Origin of the sequence: Salipiger sp. (assembly GCF_048261495.1) — a bacterium.
Classification (GTDB): Bacteria; Pseudomonadota; Alphaproteobacteria; order Rhodobacterales; family Rhodobacteraceae; genus Salipiger.
On sequence record NZ_JBLXFX010000011.1, the window covers coordinates 52,625 to 69,347 of the forward strand.

At 69.1% G+C, this 16,723-nt stretch carries 16 protein-coding genes; 12 read left to right on the forward strand and 4 right to left on the reverse strand.

Translation table 11 applies throughout. The features are described 5' to 3' along the window. Window positions 1-18: 18 nt before the first annotated feature. The 10 genes from ACN0RJ_RS18800 (at window position 19) to ACN0RJ_RS18845 (ending at window position 9,516) form a co-directional block, all read left to right on the forward strand. The gene (locus ACN0RJ_RS18800) at window positions 19-999 is read left to right on the forward strand and encodes a thiamine ABC transporter substrate-binding protein (protein WP_417721635.1); all 981 of its coding nucleotides are present in this window, start codon (window positions 19-21) and stop codon (window positions 997-999) included. Then, window positions 975-2,516 carry a thiamine/thiamine pyrophosphate ABC transporter permease ThiP gene (locus ACN0RJ_RS18805; protein ID WP_417725300.1) on the forward strand — a complete coding sequence of 514 codons (1,542 nt, stop codon included), beginning with the start codon at window positions 975-977 and terminating at the stop codon, window positions 2,514-2,516. The genes ACN0RJ_RS18800 and ACN0RJ_RS18805 overlap by 25 nt, the downstream gene beginning before the upstream one ends. Then, entirely contained in the window at window positions 2,503-3,216 is a 714-nt protein-coding gene (locus tag ACN0RJ_RS18810; protein WP_417725254.1) for an ATP-binding cassette domain-containing protein, read from the forward strand. Before ACN0RJ_RS18805 ends, ACN0RJ_RS18810 begins: the two co-directional genes overlap by 14 nt. Before the next feature lie 224 nt (window positions 3,217-3,440). Next, window positions 3,441-4,277 (forward strand): IclR family transcriptional regulator, encoded by an 837-nt coding sequence (locus tag ACN0RJ_RS18815; RefSeq protein WP_417721586.1) that lies wholly within the window; start codon window positions 3,441-3,443, stop codon window positions 4,275-4,277. Next, window positions 4,274-5,032 (forward strand): ABC transporter permease, encoded by a 759-nt coding sequence (locus ACN0RJ_RS18820; RefSeq protein WP_417721585.1) that lies wholly within the window; start codon window positions 4,274-4,276, stop codon window positions 5,030-5,032. Before ACN0RJ_RS18815 ends, ACN0RJ_RS18820 begins: the two co-directional genes overlap by 4 nt. Window positions 5,033-5,083: 51 nt before the next feature. Beyond that, entirely contained in the window at window positions 5,084-6,088 is a 1,005-nt protein-coding gene (locus ACN0RJ_RS18825; protein ID WP_417725255.1) for an ABC transporter substrate-binding protein, read from the forward strand. A 69-nt stretch (window positions 6,089-6,157) separates the two neighbouring features. Next, entirely contained in the window at window positions 6,158-6,997 is an 840-nt protein-coding gene (locus ACN0RJ_RS18830; protein WP_417725256.1) for an ABC transporter permease, read from the forward strand. Window positions 6,998-7,024: 27 nt separating this feature from the next. After that, complete coding sequence (locus ACN0RJ_RS18835; protein WP_417725257.1) at window positions 7,025-7,870, forward strand: ABC transporter ATP-binding protein; 846 nt, start codon at window positions 7,025-7,027, stop codon at window positions 7,868-7,870. Between the two features lie 3 nt (window positions 7,871-7,873). Then, on the forward strand, window positions 7,874-8,686 hold the full coding sequence (locus ACN0RJ_RS18840; protein ID WP_417725258.1) for a sugar phosphate isomerase/epimerase family protein: 813 nt from the start codon (window positions 7,874-7,876) through the stop codon (window positions 8,684-8,686). Continuing rightward, window positions 8,683-9,516 (forward strand): shikimate dehydrogenase family protein, encoded by an 834-nt coding sequence (locus tag ACN0RJ_RS18845; RefSeq protein ID WP_417725259.1) that lies wholly within the window; start codon window positions 8,683-8,685, stop codon window positions 9,514-9,516. The genes ACN0RJ_RS18840 and ACN0RJ_RS18845 overlap by 4 nt, the downstream gene beginning before the upstream one ends. Window positions 9,517-9,537: 21 nt before the next feature. On the opposite strand, the gene ACN0RJ_RS18850 is transcribed toward ACN0RJ_RS18845, so the two are convergent. After that, window positions 9,538-10,341, reverse strand: coding sequence for a shikimate dehydrogenase family protein (locus ACN0RJ_RS18850; RefSeq protein ID WP_417725260.1), 804 nt, complete (start codon window positions 10,339-10,341; stop codon window positions 9,538-9,540). Beyond that, window positions 10,329-12,305, reverse strand: a complete 1,977-nt coding sequence (locus ACN0RJ_RS18855) for an FG-GAP repeat domain-containing protein (protein ID WP_417725261.1) — start codon at window positions 12,303-12,305, stop codon at window positions 10,329-10,331. The genes ACN0RJ_RS18850 and ACN0RJ_RS18855 overlap by 13 nt, the downstream gene beginning before the upstream one ends. A gap of 83 nt (window positions 12,306-12,388) precedes the next feature. On the opposite strand from ACN0RJ_RS18855, the gene ACN0RJ_RS18860 reads away from it, so the two are divergent. Together ACN0RJ_RS18860 and ACN0RJ_RS18865 are read left to right on the forward strand one after the other, a co-directional pair. After that, entirely contained in the window at window positions 12,389-13,339 is a 951-nt protein-coding gene (locus tag ACN0RJ_RS18860) for a dihydrodipicolinate synthase family protein (RefSeq protein ID WP_417725262.1), read from the forward strand. Further along, window positions 13,336-14,214, forward strand: coding sequence for a PfkB family carbohydrate kinase (locus ACN0RJ_RS18865; protein WP_417725263.1), 879 nt, complete (start codon window positions 13,336-13,338; stop codon window positions 14,212-14,214). The genes ACN0RJ_RS18860 and ACN0RJ_RS18865 overlap by 4 nt, the downstream gene beginning before the upstream one ends. A gap of 8 nt (window positions 14,215-14,222) precedes the next feature. Here ACN0RJ_RS18865 and ACN0RJ_RS18870 read toward each other — a convergent pair whose 3' ends face one another. Together ACN0RJ_RS18870 and ACN0RJ_RS18875 are read right to left on the reverse strand one after the other, a co-directional pair. Then, a complete protein-coding gene (locus tag ACN0RJ_RS18870) occupies window positions 14,223-15,830 on the reverse strand; it encodes a PLP-dependent aminotransferase family protein (RefSeq protein WP_417725264.1) in 1,608 nt (535 codons plus the stop codon). Continuing rightward, a complete protein-coding gene (locus tag ACN0RJ_RS18875) occupies window positions 15,823-16,722 on the reverse strand; it encodes an ABC transporter permease (RefSeq protein ID WP_417721574.1) in 900 nt (299 codons plus the stop codon). The genes ACN0RJ_RS18870 and ACN0RJ_RS18875 overlap by 8 nt, the downstream gene beginning before the upstream one ends. Window position 16,723: the final 1 nt, after the last annotated feature.

The following is a 16,723-nucleotide window of genomic DNA, read 5'->3' on the forward strand; positions in this document are numbered from 1 at the left end:
GCAATGATGGAGGATGCCATGAAGGCCATCACCTTTGCAGCGGGATGTCTCGTCGCCAGCTCAGCCCTGGCGCAGGAGAACGTTCTGACCGTCTACGCGGGCGATTACATCGTCTCGGAGTGGGGCCCCGGCCCGAAAATCGAAGAGATGTTCGAGGCGCAGTGCGATTGCGACCTGCAGTTCAAGCCCGGCGACCTGCTGCCGCGCCTGCTGCTCGAGGGCGACCGGACCGATGCCGACATCGTCTTCGGTCTCAACACCGATGTCACGAAGAAGGCGCGCGAAAGCGGGCTGTTCGCCCCGCACAACCTCGATCTGTCGCCGCTGACGCTGCCGATCGCCTGGGACGACCCGATCTTCCTGCCCTACAACTACGGTCATACCGCCTTCATCTACAACGAGGAGCGTCTGCCCGAGCCCCCCGCCAGCTTCGAGGCGCTGCTCGACGCGCCGGACGATCTCAAGATCGTCATCCAGGATCCGCGCAGCTCGATCTCCGGGCTGGCGACGGTGCTCTGGGTCGAGGCTGTGTTCGGTGACCGCGCCGAGGAGGCCTGGACAAAGCTCGCTCCCAAGATCCTGACCGTGACCAAGGGTTGGTCCGAAAGCTACGGCCTGTTCACCGACGGCGAGGCGGACATGGTGATGAGCTACACCACCTCGCCCGCCTACCACATCATCGCCGAGGACGATCGCACCAAGAAGGCGGCGATCTTTCCGGAGGGGCATTACTTCATGGTCGAACTCGCGGCCAAGGTCGCAGGCACCGATCAGCCGGAGCTTGCCGATCAGTTCATGGCCTTCATCCTGAGCGAACCGTTCCAGGAGATGATCGCGACCGGCAACTGGTCCTTCCCCGCCGCCCTGTCTCCGGAAAAGTGGCCCGAGGGGTTCAAGGAACTGCAATTGCCGGAAAAGGTGCTGTTCTACACGGAGGACGAAGCCGCCGAGCTGCGGGACGGGGCCGTCGAGGCCTGGCGTCGCGCCCTGTCGCAATAAGGCGCGGGATCGCCCCCGGGGGCCTCGCGGCGCTGGCCGTGGCGGTCCTGACGCTCGGCCCGGTCGCGGCCGTCCTGGCGCGGTCTGGCGGTTGGGGCGCGCTGGGGCCGGGCGATTTCCAGGCGCTGCGCTTCACGCTGTTGCAGGCCGTGCTGTCGGCGGGGGCCAGCGTAGCTCTGGCCATTCCCGCCGCGCGTGCCCTGGCGCGGCGGCGCTTTCCGGGGCGGGGGGTGCTGGTGGCGTTGCTCGGAGCGCCGTTCATCCTGCCGGTGATCGTCGCGATCCTCGGGCTGGTGGCGGTCTTCGGGCAAAGCGGGCTGGTCAACCGGGCACTCGCGGCACTGGGCGGGCCGCAGTTCAGCATCTACGGGCTGCACGGGGTGGTGCTGGCGCATGTGTTCTTCAACCTGCCGCTCGCGGTGCGCTTGCTGTTGCAGGGCTGGCTTGCCGTCCCGGCCGAGCGGTTCCGGCTGGCGGCATCGCTCGGGCTCGGCCCGCTCGCGATGTTCCGCGCCATCGAGGCGCCGCTGATCCTGCGCATCGCGCCGGGCGCCTTCGCGGTGATCTTCGTCATCTGCCTGTCGAGTTTTGCCGTCGCCCTGACTCTCGGCGGGGGGCCGCGGGCGACGACGGTGGAACTGGCGATCTACCAGGCGGTGCGCTTCGATTTCGACCTCGGGCGGGCGGCGCTGCTGTCGGTCATCCAGCTCGGCCTCGCGGTGATCGCGGGCCTGTTCGCGCTGTGGCTGGGGACGGGGGCGGGCTTCGGCGCCGGACTGGACCGGGTGCCGCAGCGCTGGGACGGGCGCGGCGGCGCGGCGCGGGCCGCGGATGCGCTGTGGATCGCGGTGGTCGCGGTGTTCCTGCTGACCCCGCTCGCCTGCGTGGTCTGGCGCGGGCTGCCGGGGCTGGCGCAGCTCGACTCCGGCACCTGGATCGCGGCCTGGCATTCGGTCAGCGTGGCGCTGGCATCGACCGCGCTCTGCATCGTCTGGGCCCTGGCACTGTCCAGCCGGAGGGGCGAGCTGGTGGGTCTGGCCGGGATCGCGGTGTCGCCGCTGGTGCTGGGAACCGGGCTGTTCCTGATCCTGCGCCCCTACATCAACCCCTTCTCGGTGGCGCTGCCCGTCACGGCGGTGGTCAATGCGTTGGTGTCGCTGCCCTTTGCGCTGCGCATCCTCGCGCCGCAGGCCGAAACGATCCGGACCGACTACGGCCGGCTGGCGCGGGCGCTGGCGCTGACGCCGGGGGCCTGGCTGCGGCTGGTGCTGCTGCCCCGGCTGCGGCGTCCGCTCGGCTTTGCGGCGGGGCTGACCGCGGCCTTGTCGATCGGCGATCTCGGGGTGATCGCGCTGTTTGCCGATCCCGACCGGGTCACGCTGCCGCTGCGGGTCTACAGCCTGATGGGGGCCTACCGGATGGAGGCAGCCGCCGGGGCCGCGCTGGTGCTGCTGGTGGTCAGTTTCGGGACGTTCTGGATTTTCGACAGGGGAGGGCGCGCGGGTGCTGACGCTTGAGGCCGTGACCCTGATCGAGGGCGATTTCACCCTGACGGCGGACTGGTCCGTCGCGCCCGAGCGGCGCGTGGCGATCATCGGGCCGTCGGGTGCGGGCAAGTCGACCCTGCTCGACGTGATCTCGGGCTTTCGCGTGCCGCAATCCGGGCGGGTGGTCTGGCAGGGCCGCGAGATGACGCGGCAACCGCCGGACCGCCGCCCCGTGGCCATGCTGTTCCAGGAAAACAACCTGTTCCCGCATCTGGATCTGACGCGCAATCTCGGCCTTGCCCTGAGGCCGGACGGCCGCGCGCCCCGCGGCGCCGAGGCCGGACGGATCGAAGCGGCGCTGGCCCGTGTCGGGCTGGCCGGCATGGCCGGGCGCCGTCCGTCCGAATTGTCGGGCGGCCAGCAGAGCCGCGCGGCGCTGGCGCGGGTGCTGCTGCAGGACCGCCCCATCATCGCGCTGGACGAGCCGTTCTCGGCGCTCGGTCCCGCGCTCAAGGCCGATATGCTGGCGCTGGTGTCCGAGGTGGCGGCGGAGCTTCGCGCGCTGGTGCTGATGGTGACGCACGACCCCACCGACGCCCGGCGCTTTGCCGAAGAGGTGGTGTTGGTCTCGGGCGGGCGGGCTCATGCGCCGGTTGCGACCGATGCGCTTTTCGCCGATCCGCCCGACGCCCTGCGCGCCTACCTCGGCACCGGCGGCGCGACGCCCTGACCCGGCGCGGCGCGGACGGTACTGCCCGGTCGATGCGCCCGTTCCGCCTGTTTTCCTGCTCCGACGCGCTTCGAGCCGCCCGGTCCATCGCCATTGCGCGGGGGCTCTGATAGCGCCTGTCCGGAGGCTTCGGCATGCCGTCGAAAGTGCCCCGAATTTTGAGACTAGAAATCAATTCCAATTTTGAAAAGCATCCTGTAACGTTTCGGGAGAGGAGAATCAAAGTGACTGTTGCAGCCGTTTCCCGGTGCCTGAACCTGCTGGAAATCCTGGCGGGAGAGAGCGAGCCGGTCGAACTTTCGGAACTTGCCACGCGGCTGGACATTTCCCCCAGCGCGGCGCACCGCCTGATCGTCACGCTGGTCGATCAGGGCTGGGTGATCCAGGACGAGGCGAGCCAGCACTACGCCCTGTCGCTGCGGATGAGCACGCTGGCGTTCCGCAACCTCGACGGGCGAAACGTGCCCGACGTGGTGCAGGCCCAGCTCGACCGGCTGGCGGCGGAAACCCGGGAATACTGCCGCCTCGCGATCCTCGAAGGCCAGGACCTGGTCTGGGTCGCGCGGTCGCAGGGCGCCGTGGCCGGGCTGCGCTACGATCCCGACATGGGACAGGAAATCGTCCTGCACGCCACCGCCAACGGCAAGGCCTGGCTCGCGACCCTCCCAGAGGAGGAGGCCCTCTCCATCGTCTATTCCCGCGGCTTCAAGGCGAACCGCGAACTGGGACCGAACAGCGCCCGGACCGTCGACGAACTGCGCGAGCGCCTGGCGAGGACGCGGGCGCAGGGCTTCGGCACCTCGGTCGAGGAGGCCGAGGCCGGCACTGCCGCGCTTGCGGTGCCGTTCCGCTCCGGTCCCGACGAGGATGCGCCGGTGGCCGGGACCATCTCGATCGCCGGGCCGCTGCTGCGCCTGCCGGAATCGCGCTGGCCCGAACTGGCCGAGGCGCTGCACCGCGCCGCGGCCGAAATCGGCCAGCTCTGGCCGTTGCGGATCCGCCAGCGCAACGTCGCCGATTTCCGGCGCGCCATCCCGATCAGCATGAGGGCTTCCCGATGACGCAAACATCCCTTGTCCGGCGCATCACCGAACCGCTGCTCTGGTTTGCCGGGCTTCTGGTGTTGTGGCAGATCGCGGTGCGGGCCTTCGAGGTGCCGATCTTCGTGCTGCCCGCCCCCACGGATTTCCTGGCCGACATCGTCGAGGAGCGGGCCCGCCTGCTGCACCACGGTCTCATCACCACCAAGCTGATCCTGATCGGCTTCCTCGCCGGCGCGGTGCCGGGGGTGATCCTGGCCTACCTGATCGCCAAGTTCCGCGTGGCCGAGCAGATCCTCTATCCCATCGTGATCTTCATACAGGGCCTGCCCAAGGTCACGCTGGCGCCGCTGATGCTGGTCTGGTTCGGGTTCAGCGATCTGCCCAAGATCCTGCTGACCTCGCTCATCACCTTTTTCCCGGTCCTGGTGGACAGCGTGACGGGGTTCAAATCCATCGACCCGCGGCAGTACTATCTCAGCCGGTCGGTCGGCGCCTCGTGGTGGCAGACCTTCCGCCTGTTCGAACTGCCGTCGGCCGCCCCGAGCATCTTTTCCGGGTTCAGGATCACCATCGTGATCGCGGTGACCGTCGTCATCGTCGTCGAATGGCTGAATTCGCAGAACGGCCTCGGCTACCTCGTCCTGCGGGCGATGGACAGCGCGAACACGCCGCTGATCTTCGCGGTACTCGTGGTCGGCTCGCTGATCGGGGTGGTTCTCAGTTTCGGAATGGCGCTGCTGGAGCGCCTCCTGCTTCCGTGGAGACGCTACTGACTCCGCGCGGCTCAGGTCACGTCCAGCACTACGACAAATGGGAGGAACGGAATGAGTATCTCAGGAAGAATTCTCGGCGCGACCGCGCTGGGGCTGATCGCGGCTGCCGCGGCGACATCGGCGATGGCGGCGGACAAGCTGTCGCTGCAGATGAACTGGACCGCGGATTCGGCCCATCTCGGCTTTGCCGTGGCGCAGGTCGAAGGCGTCTACGAAAAGCATGATCTCGAGGTCGAGCTGGTCGAGGGTCGCGGCTCCGCCGTCGCGGCGCAGCTCGTGGCGACCGGGCAGGTGGACCTGGGCTATGCCGACACCGGCGCGACGCTGAACGTCGCCGCCAAGGGCGCGCCGATCAAGATCATTTCGACGATCTGGAAATCCGGCCAGTTCGGAATCCAGTACCTCGCGGATTCCGGCATTTCCGGGCCCGACGACCTCAAGGGCCGGAAACTTGCCGTTTCGCCGGGGTCCGCCATGATGCCGCTCATTCCCGTCTTCATGAAGGCCAACGGGCTCGGCGAGGATGACGTCGAGATCGTCACCGCGTCGGAATCCGCCTTCCTCGGGTTGCTGAACTCGGGTCAGGTCGATGCCGTGTCACAGACGCCGGAGAACATCGTCGTGCCGCTGGCCGCACAGGGCATCAAGGCGGGCAACATGTATTTCTACGACAACGGCGTGCCCATCGCGAGCCTCAGCCTCGTCGCGCGCGAGGACACCATCGCCGAGAAGGGCGATGTGCTGGCGCGCTTCATCCAGGCCACGGCCGAGGGTTGGAAGATGGCGATGGCGGATCCCGACAAGGCCATCGCGGACCTTCTCGAAGTCTTTCCCGAGACCGAGAATTCCGCCGAGTCGCTGAAGCAGGCGGCGGTGTTCAGCTTTGCCTCGGTCTGCCCGGCCGGCAGCGGCGACACCATCGGGGTGACGCCGCCGGAAACCTGGGAAGAGATGTTCTCGGTCATGACCACGGCGATGGACCTGTCCTCGGATAAGCCGGTGACGACCTATTACACCAACGACCTGGTGCCGGCCGAGCCGGTGACCTGCCCCTGACCCGACCCGGGGGCGCGGCACCGACCGCGCCTCCGACCCGGAGCGACCGACAGACGACAGGACAGACGCATGGCGACATCCCACCAACAGACGGCCGCGACCCTGCGGGCCACGGGCCCCGGCCCCCTGCAGCGCGCGCTGGACGGCCTGCGCGGCTCGATGCTGGGCTCCATCCTGATCGGGGCGGCGGCCATCTCGGCCCTGCTGGGCCTCTGGGAGGCGCTGGCGATCTGGTTCGAGGTGCCCGCATGGCTCGTGCCCAAACCCTCGGATTTCCTCGGACGGCTGATCGAGGACTGGCAGACCATCGGCTTTCACGCCCTCGCCACCTCGTCGACCATCCTGCAGGGCTTTGCGCTCAGCGTGATCGTCGCGGTGCCGCTGGCATTGGCGCTCGTCTCGGTTGCGGCGCTCGAGCGCGGGCTCTACCCGGTGATCGTGTTCCTCAACATCATGCCCAAGACGGTGATCGGCCCGATCCTCATCATCTGGTTCGGCATCGGCCCGCTGGTCGCCGCGCTGATCGTCTTCCTTATGTGCTTCTTCCCGATCCTCGTGGACGCCATGTCGGGGTTCAAGGCGGTCGACCCGCGCCTGTTCTACATCTCGCGGTCGATGGGCGCGTCGCAATGGCAGAGCTTCTGGAAATTCCGCCTGCCCGCCGCCATGCCCGCGATCTTCTCGGGGATGAAGATCGGCATCGTGAAGGCGGTCGAGGGCGTCATCATCGCCGAGTTCATCGCCTCGAACAAAGGTCTCGGTTTCATGATCATGCAGGCGTCGAGCTTCATGGACGTCTCGCTGATGTTCGCGGGGCTGATCGCCGCAGCCATCGTCGCGCTGATCTTCAACGGCGCCATGTCCGTCGCCGAACGCACCCTCATGCCCTGGGCCCGCAGCGGGCATTGATGGCCGCCGCGCCGTGAAAGGAACCCCATGATACAAGACACCACCAAACCCGCCGCCACGCCTTCGACGCCGCTTTCGGGGGCCGGAGACACCCGGATCGGCGCGTCGATCCGCGCCGCGGGGATCACCAAGGTCTACGGCCAGGGCGGGGCCGATCCGTTCCTCGCCCTCGGTCCCATCGACCTCGACATCAAGCCGGGGGAATTCGTCAGCCTGATCGGCCCCTCGGGCTGCGGCAAGAGCACGACGCTGCTGCTGGCCTCCGGTCTGGAGCCTGCCTCCGAGGGCACGATAGAGGTCGACGGCAAGCCGCTGACCAAGCCGATTTCCGAGGTCGGCATCGTCTTTCAGGACCATCTGCTGCTGGATTTCCGCACCGCGATGCAGAACGTCATGCTGCAACAGGAGATCCGGGGCCTCGACGCGAAGGAATTCCGTTCCCGCGCCGAGGTGCTGTTCGAGCGGCTGGGCATCAAGGGGTCCGAAGACAAGTATCCGCGCCAGTTGTCGGGCGGGATGCGGCAGCGGGTGTCCATCGCCCGCGCGCTGGTTCACAACCCGTCGATGCTGCTGATGGACGAACCCTTCGGCGCGCTCGACGCGATCACCCGCACGCAGATCCGGCACGACCTCGAAATGCTGTGGCTGGAGACGCGCAAGACCGTGCTGTTCATCACCCATTCCATCGAGGAGGCGGTCGGCCTGTCGGACCGCGTGCTGGTGATGTCGCAGAGCCCCGGCCAGATCGTCGAGGAGATCCGGATCGACCTGCCGCGCCCGCGCCCTGCGCACCTGGGCGAATATCCCGAATTCGCGAAATATGCCGAACGGATCTACAAGATCTTCGCGAAGCTCGGCGTCTACAAGTTCTGACGGATGGCCGGCATCGTCTTCAACCACGCCACGGTGCGCGAGCGCGCCGACATGCTCGCCTTTCTCGACCTCTGCGCCGGGCGGGGGCTCGACTGCGTGTCGATCTGGGGCAACGAGATCGACAGGGTGGGCGAGGACAGGGCGCTTGCCGCGCTCCGGTCGCACGGCATGACGGTTTCAGGATACAACCGCATCGGTCCCTTCACGCCCGAGGGGCTGGCCGGGGCCGAAGCGGAGCTGAACCGCGCCGCGCGCTTCGGGGCGGATCACGTCTTTCTCTTCACCGGCGGCTTCGTCGACGGCCACACCGACCTGCCCGCCGCCCGCCGTCATGCCGAAGAGGTGACGGCCCGCCTGCTGGAAATCGCCCGGCCGCTGGGTCTGAAACTGGCCATCGAACCGCTGCATCCCATGCTGGTCGGGGACCGCACGGTGATCGCCAGCCTCGGCCACGCCAACGACCTCTGCGACCGGCTGGGGGACGGGGTCGGGGTGGTGATCGACGTGCACCACCTCTGGTGGGACGACCGGCTCGAGGCCGAGGTGATGCGCGCGGGCCGCGCGGGCCGCATCCTGGGCTTCCACGTCAACGACTGGCTGGTTCCGACCCGCCACCTGCTGACCGATCGCGGCATGATGGGCGACGGGGTGATCGACCTGCCGCGGATGGAGCGCCTCGTGCGCCGCGCCGGGTTCTCCGGCCCGGTCGAGGTCGAGATCTTCTCGACCGAGTGGTGGGCCCGCGATCCGGCCGAGGTCATGGACATCGCGCTCGACCGCTGCGCGCGGATCTTCGGGGCGGAGCGGGCGGCATGACCGGCGGCGCGCCCGCCATCGACGGCGCCTCCCGGATCTATGCGGTCTTCGGCGATCCGGTGGCGCAGGTGCAGACACCGCGCCTGATAAACGCGATCTTCGCGGCGGCGGGGCGCAACATCCTGGCCGTCCCGTTCCACGTAACCCCGGCGCAGTTCGGGGCAAGCTGGGATACCTTCGCGGCGCTCGACAATGTTGCCGGGATCGGAGTGACGGTGCCGCACAAGGTCGCCGCCGCACGACGCTGCGCCACGCTGACACCGACCGCAGAGGCGGTGGGTGCGGTGAATTCCGTCCGGCGCGACGCGGACGGGTCGATGCACGGCGCGCTGTTCGACGGGACGGGGTTCGTCCTCGGGCTCGGCGCCGGGCGCGCGCGTCTCGCGGGAGCGCGGGTGCTGCTGGTCGGGGCGGGCGGGGCCGGTCGCGCCATTGCCCATGCGCTGGCGGGCGAAGGCGTCGCGCGGCTCGACCTGCTGGATCTCGACCCCGAGGCGGCGGCCTTCACCGCTGCGATGGTCGATGCCGCCACCGGGCGGCCGACGGCGCGGGCCGTCGCTTCGGCCGCCGTCGACACGGTGGACGTGATCATCAACGCCACCCCCATCGGCATCAAGGGCGACGCCCGCTTCCCCGTCCCGCCCGCGGCGCTGCGCCCGGACATGCTGGTCGCGGACATCGCGGCGCTGGCGGTCGAAACCCCGCTGCTGCGCGCCGCGCGGGCGGCGGGGGCGACGACCTCGGACGGGACCGACATGCTGGCCGCGCAGATCGCGCTGATCGCCGGGTTCGCGGCGGGTCTTCCGGCGGGAGAGGCGCTGGGCCGCTGAACCGCGACCCCGCCGCGCCGGTCAGCCCCGGCGTTCGGCGAGATGCTCCGCGATGGCGGAGACCTGGCCCTCGATCATGCGCATTCCGGAATGCACCGCGACCCCCCGCGCCTCGGCGGCGCGCAGCAGCGCCGTGACCTCGGGCTGCGCGATCACCTCGGCAACGGTCATGCCGGGATGCAGCGCCTCGGGGTCGAGCGGCAGCGCATCGCTCTCCTGCAGGCCGAGCGAGGTCGCATTGATGACAAGCTGGCCGGGCGCGGGCTCGGGTGGGCCCGCGCGCAGCACCGCCCGGCGGAGCGCGGTGTTGACCTTGTCGGCCAGCGCGTCGGCCTTGGCGTTGGTGCGGTTGGCGACGGTGATGTCCGAGGCGCCCGCCTCGGCCAGGGCAAAGGCGATGGCGACCGCCGCGCCGCCCGCGCCGATCATCAGGCAGGACCGTCCCTCGACCGCGATCCCGGCCTGCGTCAGCCCGCGCAGGAACCCCGCGCCGTCGAACTGGTAGCCGCGAAAGCTGCCGTCCGCCTCGCGCCGTACGAGGTTGACCGCGCCGACCCGTTCCGCCAGCGGGTCGAGGCTGTCGCAGAGCGCCAGCGCCGCCTGCTTGTGGGGCAGGGTGATGCCGAATCCGACGAGGTTGGGCATCGCCTTCAGCCCGGCCCAGCAGGTCGCGAGATCGGCGGCGGGCACATGGAGCGGCACGCAGACGATGTCGGCACCCATGGCCGCGAAGATCGGGTTGATCGCGCCGGGGGTTCTTGCCTGCACGATCGGATCGCCGATGACGCCCATCAACCGGGTGGTGCCGCCGATCACGATTCCCACGACAGATCCTCCCGCTTGAGCCAGACGAGACTGCCGTCCTCGACCCCGACGACGAGGTCGAGCGCGCCGCGGTTGTCCCAGTCCACCGCCTCGGGCGAGGCGACGTGCATCGCCATCGCGATGGTCTCGCCCTTGTGCTTCATCGCCACCGGCGCGGCAAAGCGCGGGTGGTCCGGGGTGCCGAGGTTGCGGGCCAGGAACAGGCCCGCCTGCCTGGTGGTATTGCGCGGCGCGCCGGTGGCGGGATCGTCGGGCACGCAGGCCCGGGCATGGGTGCCGAAGATGAGATCGGTGCGCCCCGTCCCCTCCCAGTCGCAGAGGCAGAGCTTGACCCGGCCGCGCCCGCCGCCGACATCCACGGTGAAGCGGATCGGGCGGCCGTCCTCCCAGGTGAGGCTGCGCTTGTCGGTGAGTTCGGTGTCCGAGGCGCGGGTCCAGTCCGACAGCACGCCCTCCTCGTCCAGCGCGACGTAGTGCAGCCGGTCGCCGCCCCAGTCGGTCACGGCGGGACGCACGCGCCAGACGGTCTTCAGCGGCGCGCCCTTGTAGCGCAGCAGCTCTTCCGCCGCGAAGCGTGGCGGGACGAAATCGCCGCCGAGGTTGCGGAACAGGCGGTGATGGCCGGTCACGTCGCTTGCCAGGATGTCGCCCCGGCCGCTCCCGGTCCAGTCGGCGACTGTCGGGCAGCTGTAGCCGAACATCTTTTCCGACGGTCCCTGGATCGACCCCGACAGGCCCGCCGCGATGCGGATCGGGGTGCCGCCGGCGGTCAGCATCAATTCCTTCCCGAGGTGGCGCGGGTCCGTGTCGCCGCGATTCGCGTAGAACAACAGTTCGCCGGTGGAATTGCCGACGACCAGATCCGCCCGCCCGTTGCCGGTGAAGTCATGGGCGGCGGGGCTCGGCAGCACGCCGGCGTGGATCAGCGGCGCGGTGGTCTCCACGCGGCCGACCTTTTCGAAGTGCGGCGTGCCGTCATCGTCGAGCCCGCAGTTGCGCAGGTAGGTGATGTAGCCGTCCTCGGCCCCCACTAGGATGTCGGGCCGCCCGTCGCCGTTCCAGTCGGTGACGCAGGGCAGGTGGATGCACTGGTCGAGTTCCAGCGTCCCGCCGTCGGGAGTGCGCACAAGCTGGCCGGGATCGAAATGCCCGTCCGCGCGCTGGCGCAGGATGTGCAGGATGTTCCAGAATTCGCCCGCGATCAGGCTCTGGCCCCCCTCCGAGAAGGTGCCGAAGGCCGGGGCGAGCTGGCCGTAGACCTCGAGCGGGGTATCCCCCGCCATCAGGGGCCGCCCCTTGTCGAGCACCGGCGCCGCGAGGGTGCCGCGGTTCTTGAACGCGTAGAGAAAGCCGCGCAACGGCCCGCCCAGCCAGCGCCCCGCGGCATCGTAGCCGCGATAGCCGTGGTCGTTCCATTCCAGCCCGTTGGGCCAGTAATCGTCCCAGGAATCGCTGCCGACGATCAGTTCGGGCACACCGTCGTTGTCGATGTCGTGGAAACGGACCATGTGGAAATATTCGTTGCCGACCACCCAGTCCGCGTCGAGGTCGAGCACCACCGGCTCGCCGAAAGCGGGTGCGCCTCTGCTGCCGATGTTCGGGAAGAGGTAGATCTCCCGCCGCATGCGCGAGGCCGAGACGAGGTGAAAGACCTCTCCGTCCGGCACGGCGGTCACGTAGCCGCGCACGCCGTCCACGCATTCCTCGGCGCCGAGGATCGGCGTGCCGTCGTCGCGGGTTCCGATCTGGCGCCGCAGAAAGACCTTGCCGTCGTAGCAGGCGTCCCAGGAGGACAGCAGCAGGTCGCGCGTGCCGGTTCCCGACCAGTCCACCACGTCGACGCAGGTGATGATCCGGCCCGCCACGGCGGCCGATCGCACGTCCGGATGATAGGCCAGTGTCTCCGCGCCGTAATCCGGACCGTGCCAGACGATCGCGTCGTCTTCCCATCTTTTGACGCTCACCCGAGAATCTCCTTGTCCGTACCGTTTGTGGAATGCTATTCTAAAACTGAAAGAGATTACATTTCCATCAGAAAGAGCCCGAGATGCACAAAAAGGCGAACGGCATCGTGCCGGTCATGCTCACGCCCTTCACCGAGGACGACCGGATCGACTGGGACGGGCTCGAACGGCTGGTCGAATGGTATGTCGACAACGGTGCGGATACGCTCTTTGCCGTGTGTCAGTCGAGCGAAATGCAACGGCTGACGCTGGACGAGCGCACCGAACTGGCGCGCCGCACCGTCGCCTTCGCGGCAGGCCGGCTGCCGGTGATCGCCTCGGGTCACATCAGCGACGCGCCCGACGACCAGCGCGAAGAGCTTCGGGCCATGGCGGGGACCGGGATAGATGCGCTGGTGCTCGTCACCAACCACCTCGACCCCGCGCAGGCGGGGACCGAGGCGTTCCGCGCCGGGCTGGACGCGGCGCTGGGCTGGCTGCCCGGGGATCTGCCGCTCGGGCTCTATGAATGCCCCGCACCGTTCCGCCGCCTGCTCAGCGACGACGAATTCAAGCTCTGCCGGGATTCGGGGCGCTTCGTGACGCTCAAGGACGTGTCCTGCGATCTCGGGACCGTCCGCCGCCGCATCGCGATGTCCGGCGACAGCGGCTTTTCCGTGGTGAACGCCAACGCCGCGATCGCGGCCGATGCGATGCGCGCCGGTTCGCTGGGCTTTTCCGGGGTCTTCACCAACTTCCACCCGGATCTCTATGCCTGGCTCTACCGGAACAAGGATCTGGACAGCGACCTGCGCCGCCGTCTCGAAACCTTCCTCGCGCTTGCCGCCATGGCCGAGCCGATGGGCTATCCCGGTCTGGCCAAGCTCTTCCACGTGCGGCGCGGCACCTTCGCGTCGGCGCATTCGCGGGTCATCGACTTCGATATTCCCAAACGGTTCTGGGGGGTGATGGCGCTGCTCGACCATATCGAGACCGGCACCGAGGCGTTCCGCGCCGAGATCGCCGCCGCCGACGGGGCTTCCGCCACGACATGACCATCCTCAACGTCGGATCGGTGAACCGGGACCGGGTCCTGCGCGTGCCGCATTTCCCGCAGCCCGGCGAAACCCTGCAGGCGCTTTCGGCGTCGGTCGGGCTGGGGGGCAAGGGGCTGAACCAGTCGGTCGCGATCCTCCGTGCCGGGGGCTCGGTCCGCCATGTCGGCGCGGTGGGCGAGGGCGATGCCGGCATCCGTGAGGCGCTGCGCGCGCTGGGGCTCGACCTCGGCTTCGTGACCGGGGTGGCGGGGGTCGAGACGGGCAGCGCGACGATCTTCGTCGACCCGGAGGGCGAGAACCTCATCGTGCTGGACCCCGGCGCCAACCTTTGCATCCCCGACGCGCTGGTGGCACGGGCGGTTGCCGACGCCACGCCCGGCGACTGGCTGCTGTTCCAGAACGAGACGAACCAGGCGGCAGGCTGCGCCCGGCTGGCGCGCGCGCGGGGGCTGAAGGTCGCCTGTTCGGCGGCGCCCTTCGTGGCAAGCCGCATCGTGCCGCTGCTGGAGGACGTGGACCTGCTGTCGGTCAACGCGGTGGAACTGGACCAGCTTCTTGCGGCGCTCGGCGGGACCGATCATCTGCCCGCCGGGCTGGCCCTGCTGGTGACGCGCGGCGCCGAGGGGGCGGAGTACCGCCACGGCGACCGGCGGGTCCGGGTCGACTCGCGCCGCGTGCCGGTCGTGGACACCACCGGCGCGGGGGACGTGTTCCTCGGCGTCTTCCTTGCCGAGACGGACCTCGGCAGGCCGGTGGAGGAGGCGATGCGCCGCGCCAATGCCGCCGCGGCGCTGCAGGTCGGACGCAACGGCGCGGTCGAGGTGATCCCTCTCGCGGGCGAAATCGACGGGCTGCTCGACGCCGCGCCCTGACGGCCGGGTCAGGCCGCGCCCGCCTCTCCGGCCAGATCGCGGCAGATCTGCGCGAGCTGGCGCGCGGCGCGGTCGATCTGCTCTCCGGTGAAGGTGGCAAAGCCCAGCACCAGCCTGTCGTCCTCGCGCGGCTCGCGCCCGAAGGCCGAGGTCGCCTGAAGTTCCATCCCCTCGGACCGCGCGGCCTTGGAGATATCGCGCGCGGTGATGCCCCGCCCGGTCAGCCGGGGCGAGACGCGCGCGACCAGTTCGAACCCGGTTTCGCTGCGCTGCGGGATCAGCCAGTCCTGCAGCTCGCGCGCCATGGCGTCGAGCAGCAGCTCCTGGCGGTCGGAATAGAGCTTTCGCATCCGCCGCACGTGCTTGGCGAAATGACCCGCCCGCATGAAATGCGCGACCTGAAGCTGCGGCAGGATCGCGGCGTAGCGGTCGAGCACGGTGCGCGCCGAGACCACGGGTTCGATCAGCCGCTTCGGCAGGATGGCGTAGCCGAGGCGCAGGGCCGGAAAGAGCGACTTGGAGAAGGTGCCGAGGTAGATCACCGACTGCGTGTCGTCGAGGCTGAACAGCGACGGCAGCGCCTTGCCGGCATAGCGGAATTCGCAGTCGTAATCGTCTTCGAGGATCCAGGCGCCGGATTCGCGCACCCAGTCGATCAGTTCGATCCGGCGGCGCAGCGACAGCGTGCAGCCGAGCGGGAACTGCTTGGACGGGCTGCTGTAGATCATCCGCGCGTCCGGCGCGCGCTTGCGGGCCTCGGCGACGATCAGTCCGTGTTCGTCGACCGGCACCGGCACAGGCAGGGCCGACACCGCGACCGCCGAGGCATAGATGCCGTCATAGCCGGGGTCCTCGCAGATCACCTTGTCCGAGGGCATGAGCAGGAGCCGCGAGCAGAGGTCGACCGCCTGCTGCGCCCCGGCGAAGATGACGACCTCGGACGCCGTGCAGACGACGCCGCGGGTGCGGGCGACGTGGATCGCCACCTGTTCGCGCAGCGCGAACAGCCCCTGCGGATCGCCTTCGCCCAGGATATGCGCGGCCTGCTCGCCCTTGAGACGGCGCAGCACCTCGGTGAGGCAGCGCGCCCAGAGTTCGGTCGGAAAGGCGTCTATGGCGGGCAGGTTGGAGCGGAACGGCACCGGGCGGCGCATGTGGCGCAGGGTCGGGGGCACCTGCGCGACCTCGGGGCGCATCTCGGCGGTGCGCCCGATGCCGCCGGCGGCTTCCAGCGCCGGGTTCAGCCGGGAATCGCGGGGTTTCTCGGTCAGCGGCGGCGCTTCGGAGACGAAACTGCCGGCGCCGCTCTGGCCCTCGATCCAGCCCTCGGCGGTGAGCTGTTCGAAGGCCAGCACCACCGTTGTGCGCGAGACGTTGAGTTCCGAGGCGAGCTTGCGGGTCGAGGGCAGCCGGTCGCCCGGCCGGATCACGCCGCGTTCGATGCCGGTGGTGATCGCCTCGTAGACCTGGTGATAGAGCGGCGAGGCCTCCTGTTCCCGGTCTATGGCGATGGCGAGCATGTCCAGCAGCGGCGGAGAGCCGTCGCTGCCGGTCTTCGCCCGGTCGGCCTCGGGGGGCGCCGGGCGAAGCGGTCCTGGAGGGGCGGGATCAGCCAACCGCTCTTTGCCTTTCGGGTCTGTGGCCGAACTTCGCGATGCCGCGGGCCATGGCGAGATACATGGCGATCAGGATCGCGATCACGACGAGATTGACAAGGGTCGCCAGCGCGAAAAGCTCCGGTTTCACGCCGTAGCGCAGCGCGCCCCAGGCCACCGAGGGCAGGGTTGGCGTCGCGCCGAGCAGGTAGAAGCTGATCTCGAGGTTGTTGAAGGACAGGATGAACGAGATCAGGAAGGCCCCCATCAGGCCCGGCCAGATCAGCGGCAGCGTCACCTCGCGGAAGGTCTGCACCGGCGTGGCTCCGAACACGGTCGCGGCCTCGTCCAGCCGCCAGTCGTAGCGGAACAACTGCGTGGCGATGATCAGCAGTGCGTAGCTGAAGCAATGCACCGAGTTGGCGAGGATCGCCGACCCGAGGTTCCCCGGCAACCCCAGGAACAGCCCGGAGAACACCAGCGACGAGATCCCCACGAGCACCTCGGCCACGAACAGCGGCGCGACGAAGAGCACGACGAAGTACCGCGCCCTGCGCCCGGCAAAGCGGATCACGCCGATGGTGGCCATGGTGGTCATCGTCACGGTCACCAGGGCCGAGCCGAACCCGAGCAGGATGCTGTTCCCCAGCGCGCGCTGGTAGAGCTGGTTGCCGAAGAGGTCGGCGAATGCCTTGCCGGTCAGCCGCGGCGGATAGGGGAAGGTGTGGTTCTTGGCGATGGAGCTGAGGCCGATATGCACGATCGGCAGGTAGAGGAAGACATAGACCACCGCCATCACCGCGAGCAGCAGCGCCGCCGTGGCAAGAGCACGGATCGGAAGGGTCCTGCCCCCCTGCGGGGCGTCGGTCGCGGTCATGGCGGGAAGGTCCTGTCGTGCGGATGTGTCGGTCATG

What these genes read in the sequence shown, in the direction of transcription:
- ACN0RJ_RS18800 (WP_417721635.1), top strand. Translation starts at nt 19, where the DNA reads ATGAAGGCCATCACCTTTGCAGCGGGATGTCTCGTCGCCAGCTCAGCC.
- ACN0RJ_RS18820 (WP_417721585.1), top strand. Translation starts at nt 4,274, where the DNA reads ATGACGCAAACATCCCTTGTCCGGCGCATCACCGAACCGCTGCTCTGG.
- ACN0RJ_RS18825 (WP_417725255.1), top strand. Translation starts at nt 5,084, where the DNA reads ATGAGTATCTCAGGAAGAATTCTCGGCGCGACCGCGCTGGGGCTGATC.
- ACN0RJ_RS18830 (WP_417725256.1), top strand. Translation starts at nt 6,158, where the DNA reads ATGGCGACATCCCACCAACAGACGGCCGCGACCCTGCGGGCCACGGGC.
- ACN0RJ_RS18835 (WP_417725257.1), top strand. Translation starts at nt 7,025, where the DNA reads ATGATACAAGACACCACCAAACCCGCCGCCACGCCTTCGACGCCGCTT.
- ACN0RJ_RS18840 (WP_417725258.1), top strand. Translation starts at nt 7,874, where the DNA reads ATGGCCGGCATCGTCTTCAACCACGCCACGGTGCGCGAGCGCGCCGAC.
- ACN0RJ_RS18845 (WP_417725259.1), top strand. Translation starts at nt 8,683, where the DNA reads ATGACCGGCGGCGCGCCCGCCATCGACGGCGCCTCCCGGATCTATGCG.
- ACN0RJ_RS18860 (WP_417725262.1), top strand. Translation starts at nt 12,389, where the DNA reads ATGCACAAAAAGGCGAACGGCATCGTGCCGGTCATGCTCACGCCCTTC.
- ACN0RJ_RS18865 (WP_417725263.1), top strand. Translation starts at nt 13,336, where the DNA reads ATGACCATCCTCAACGTCGGATCGGTGAACCGGGACCGGGTCCTGCGC.
- ACN0RJ_RS18875 (WP_417721574.1), bottom strand. Translation starts at nt 16,722, where the DNA reads ATGACCGACACATCCGCACGACAGGACCTTCCCGCCATGACCGCGACC.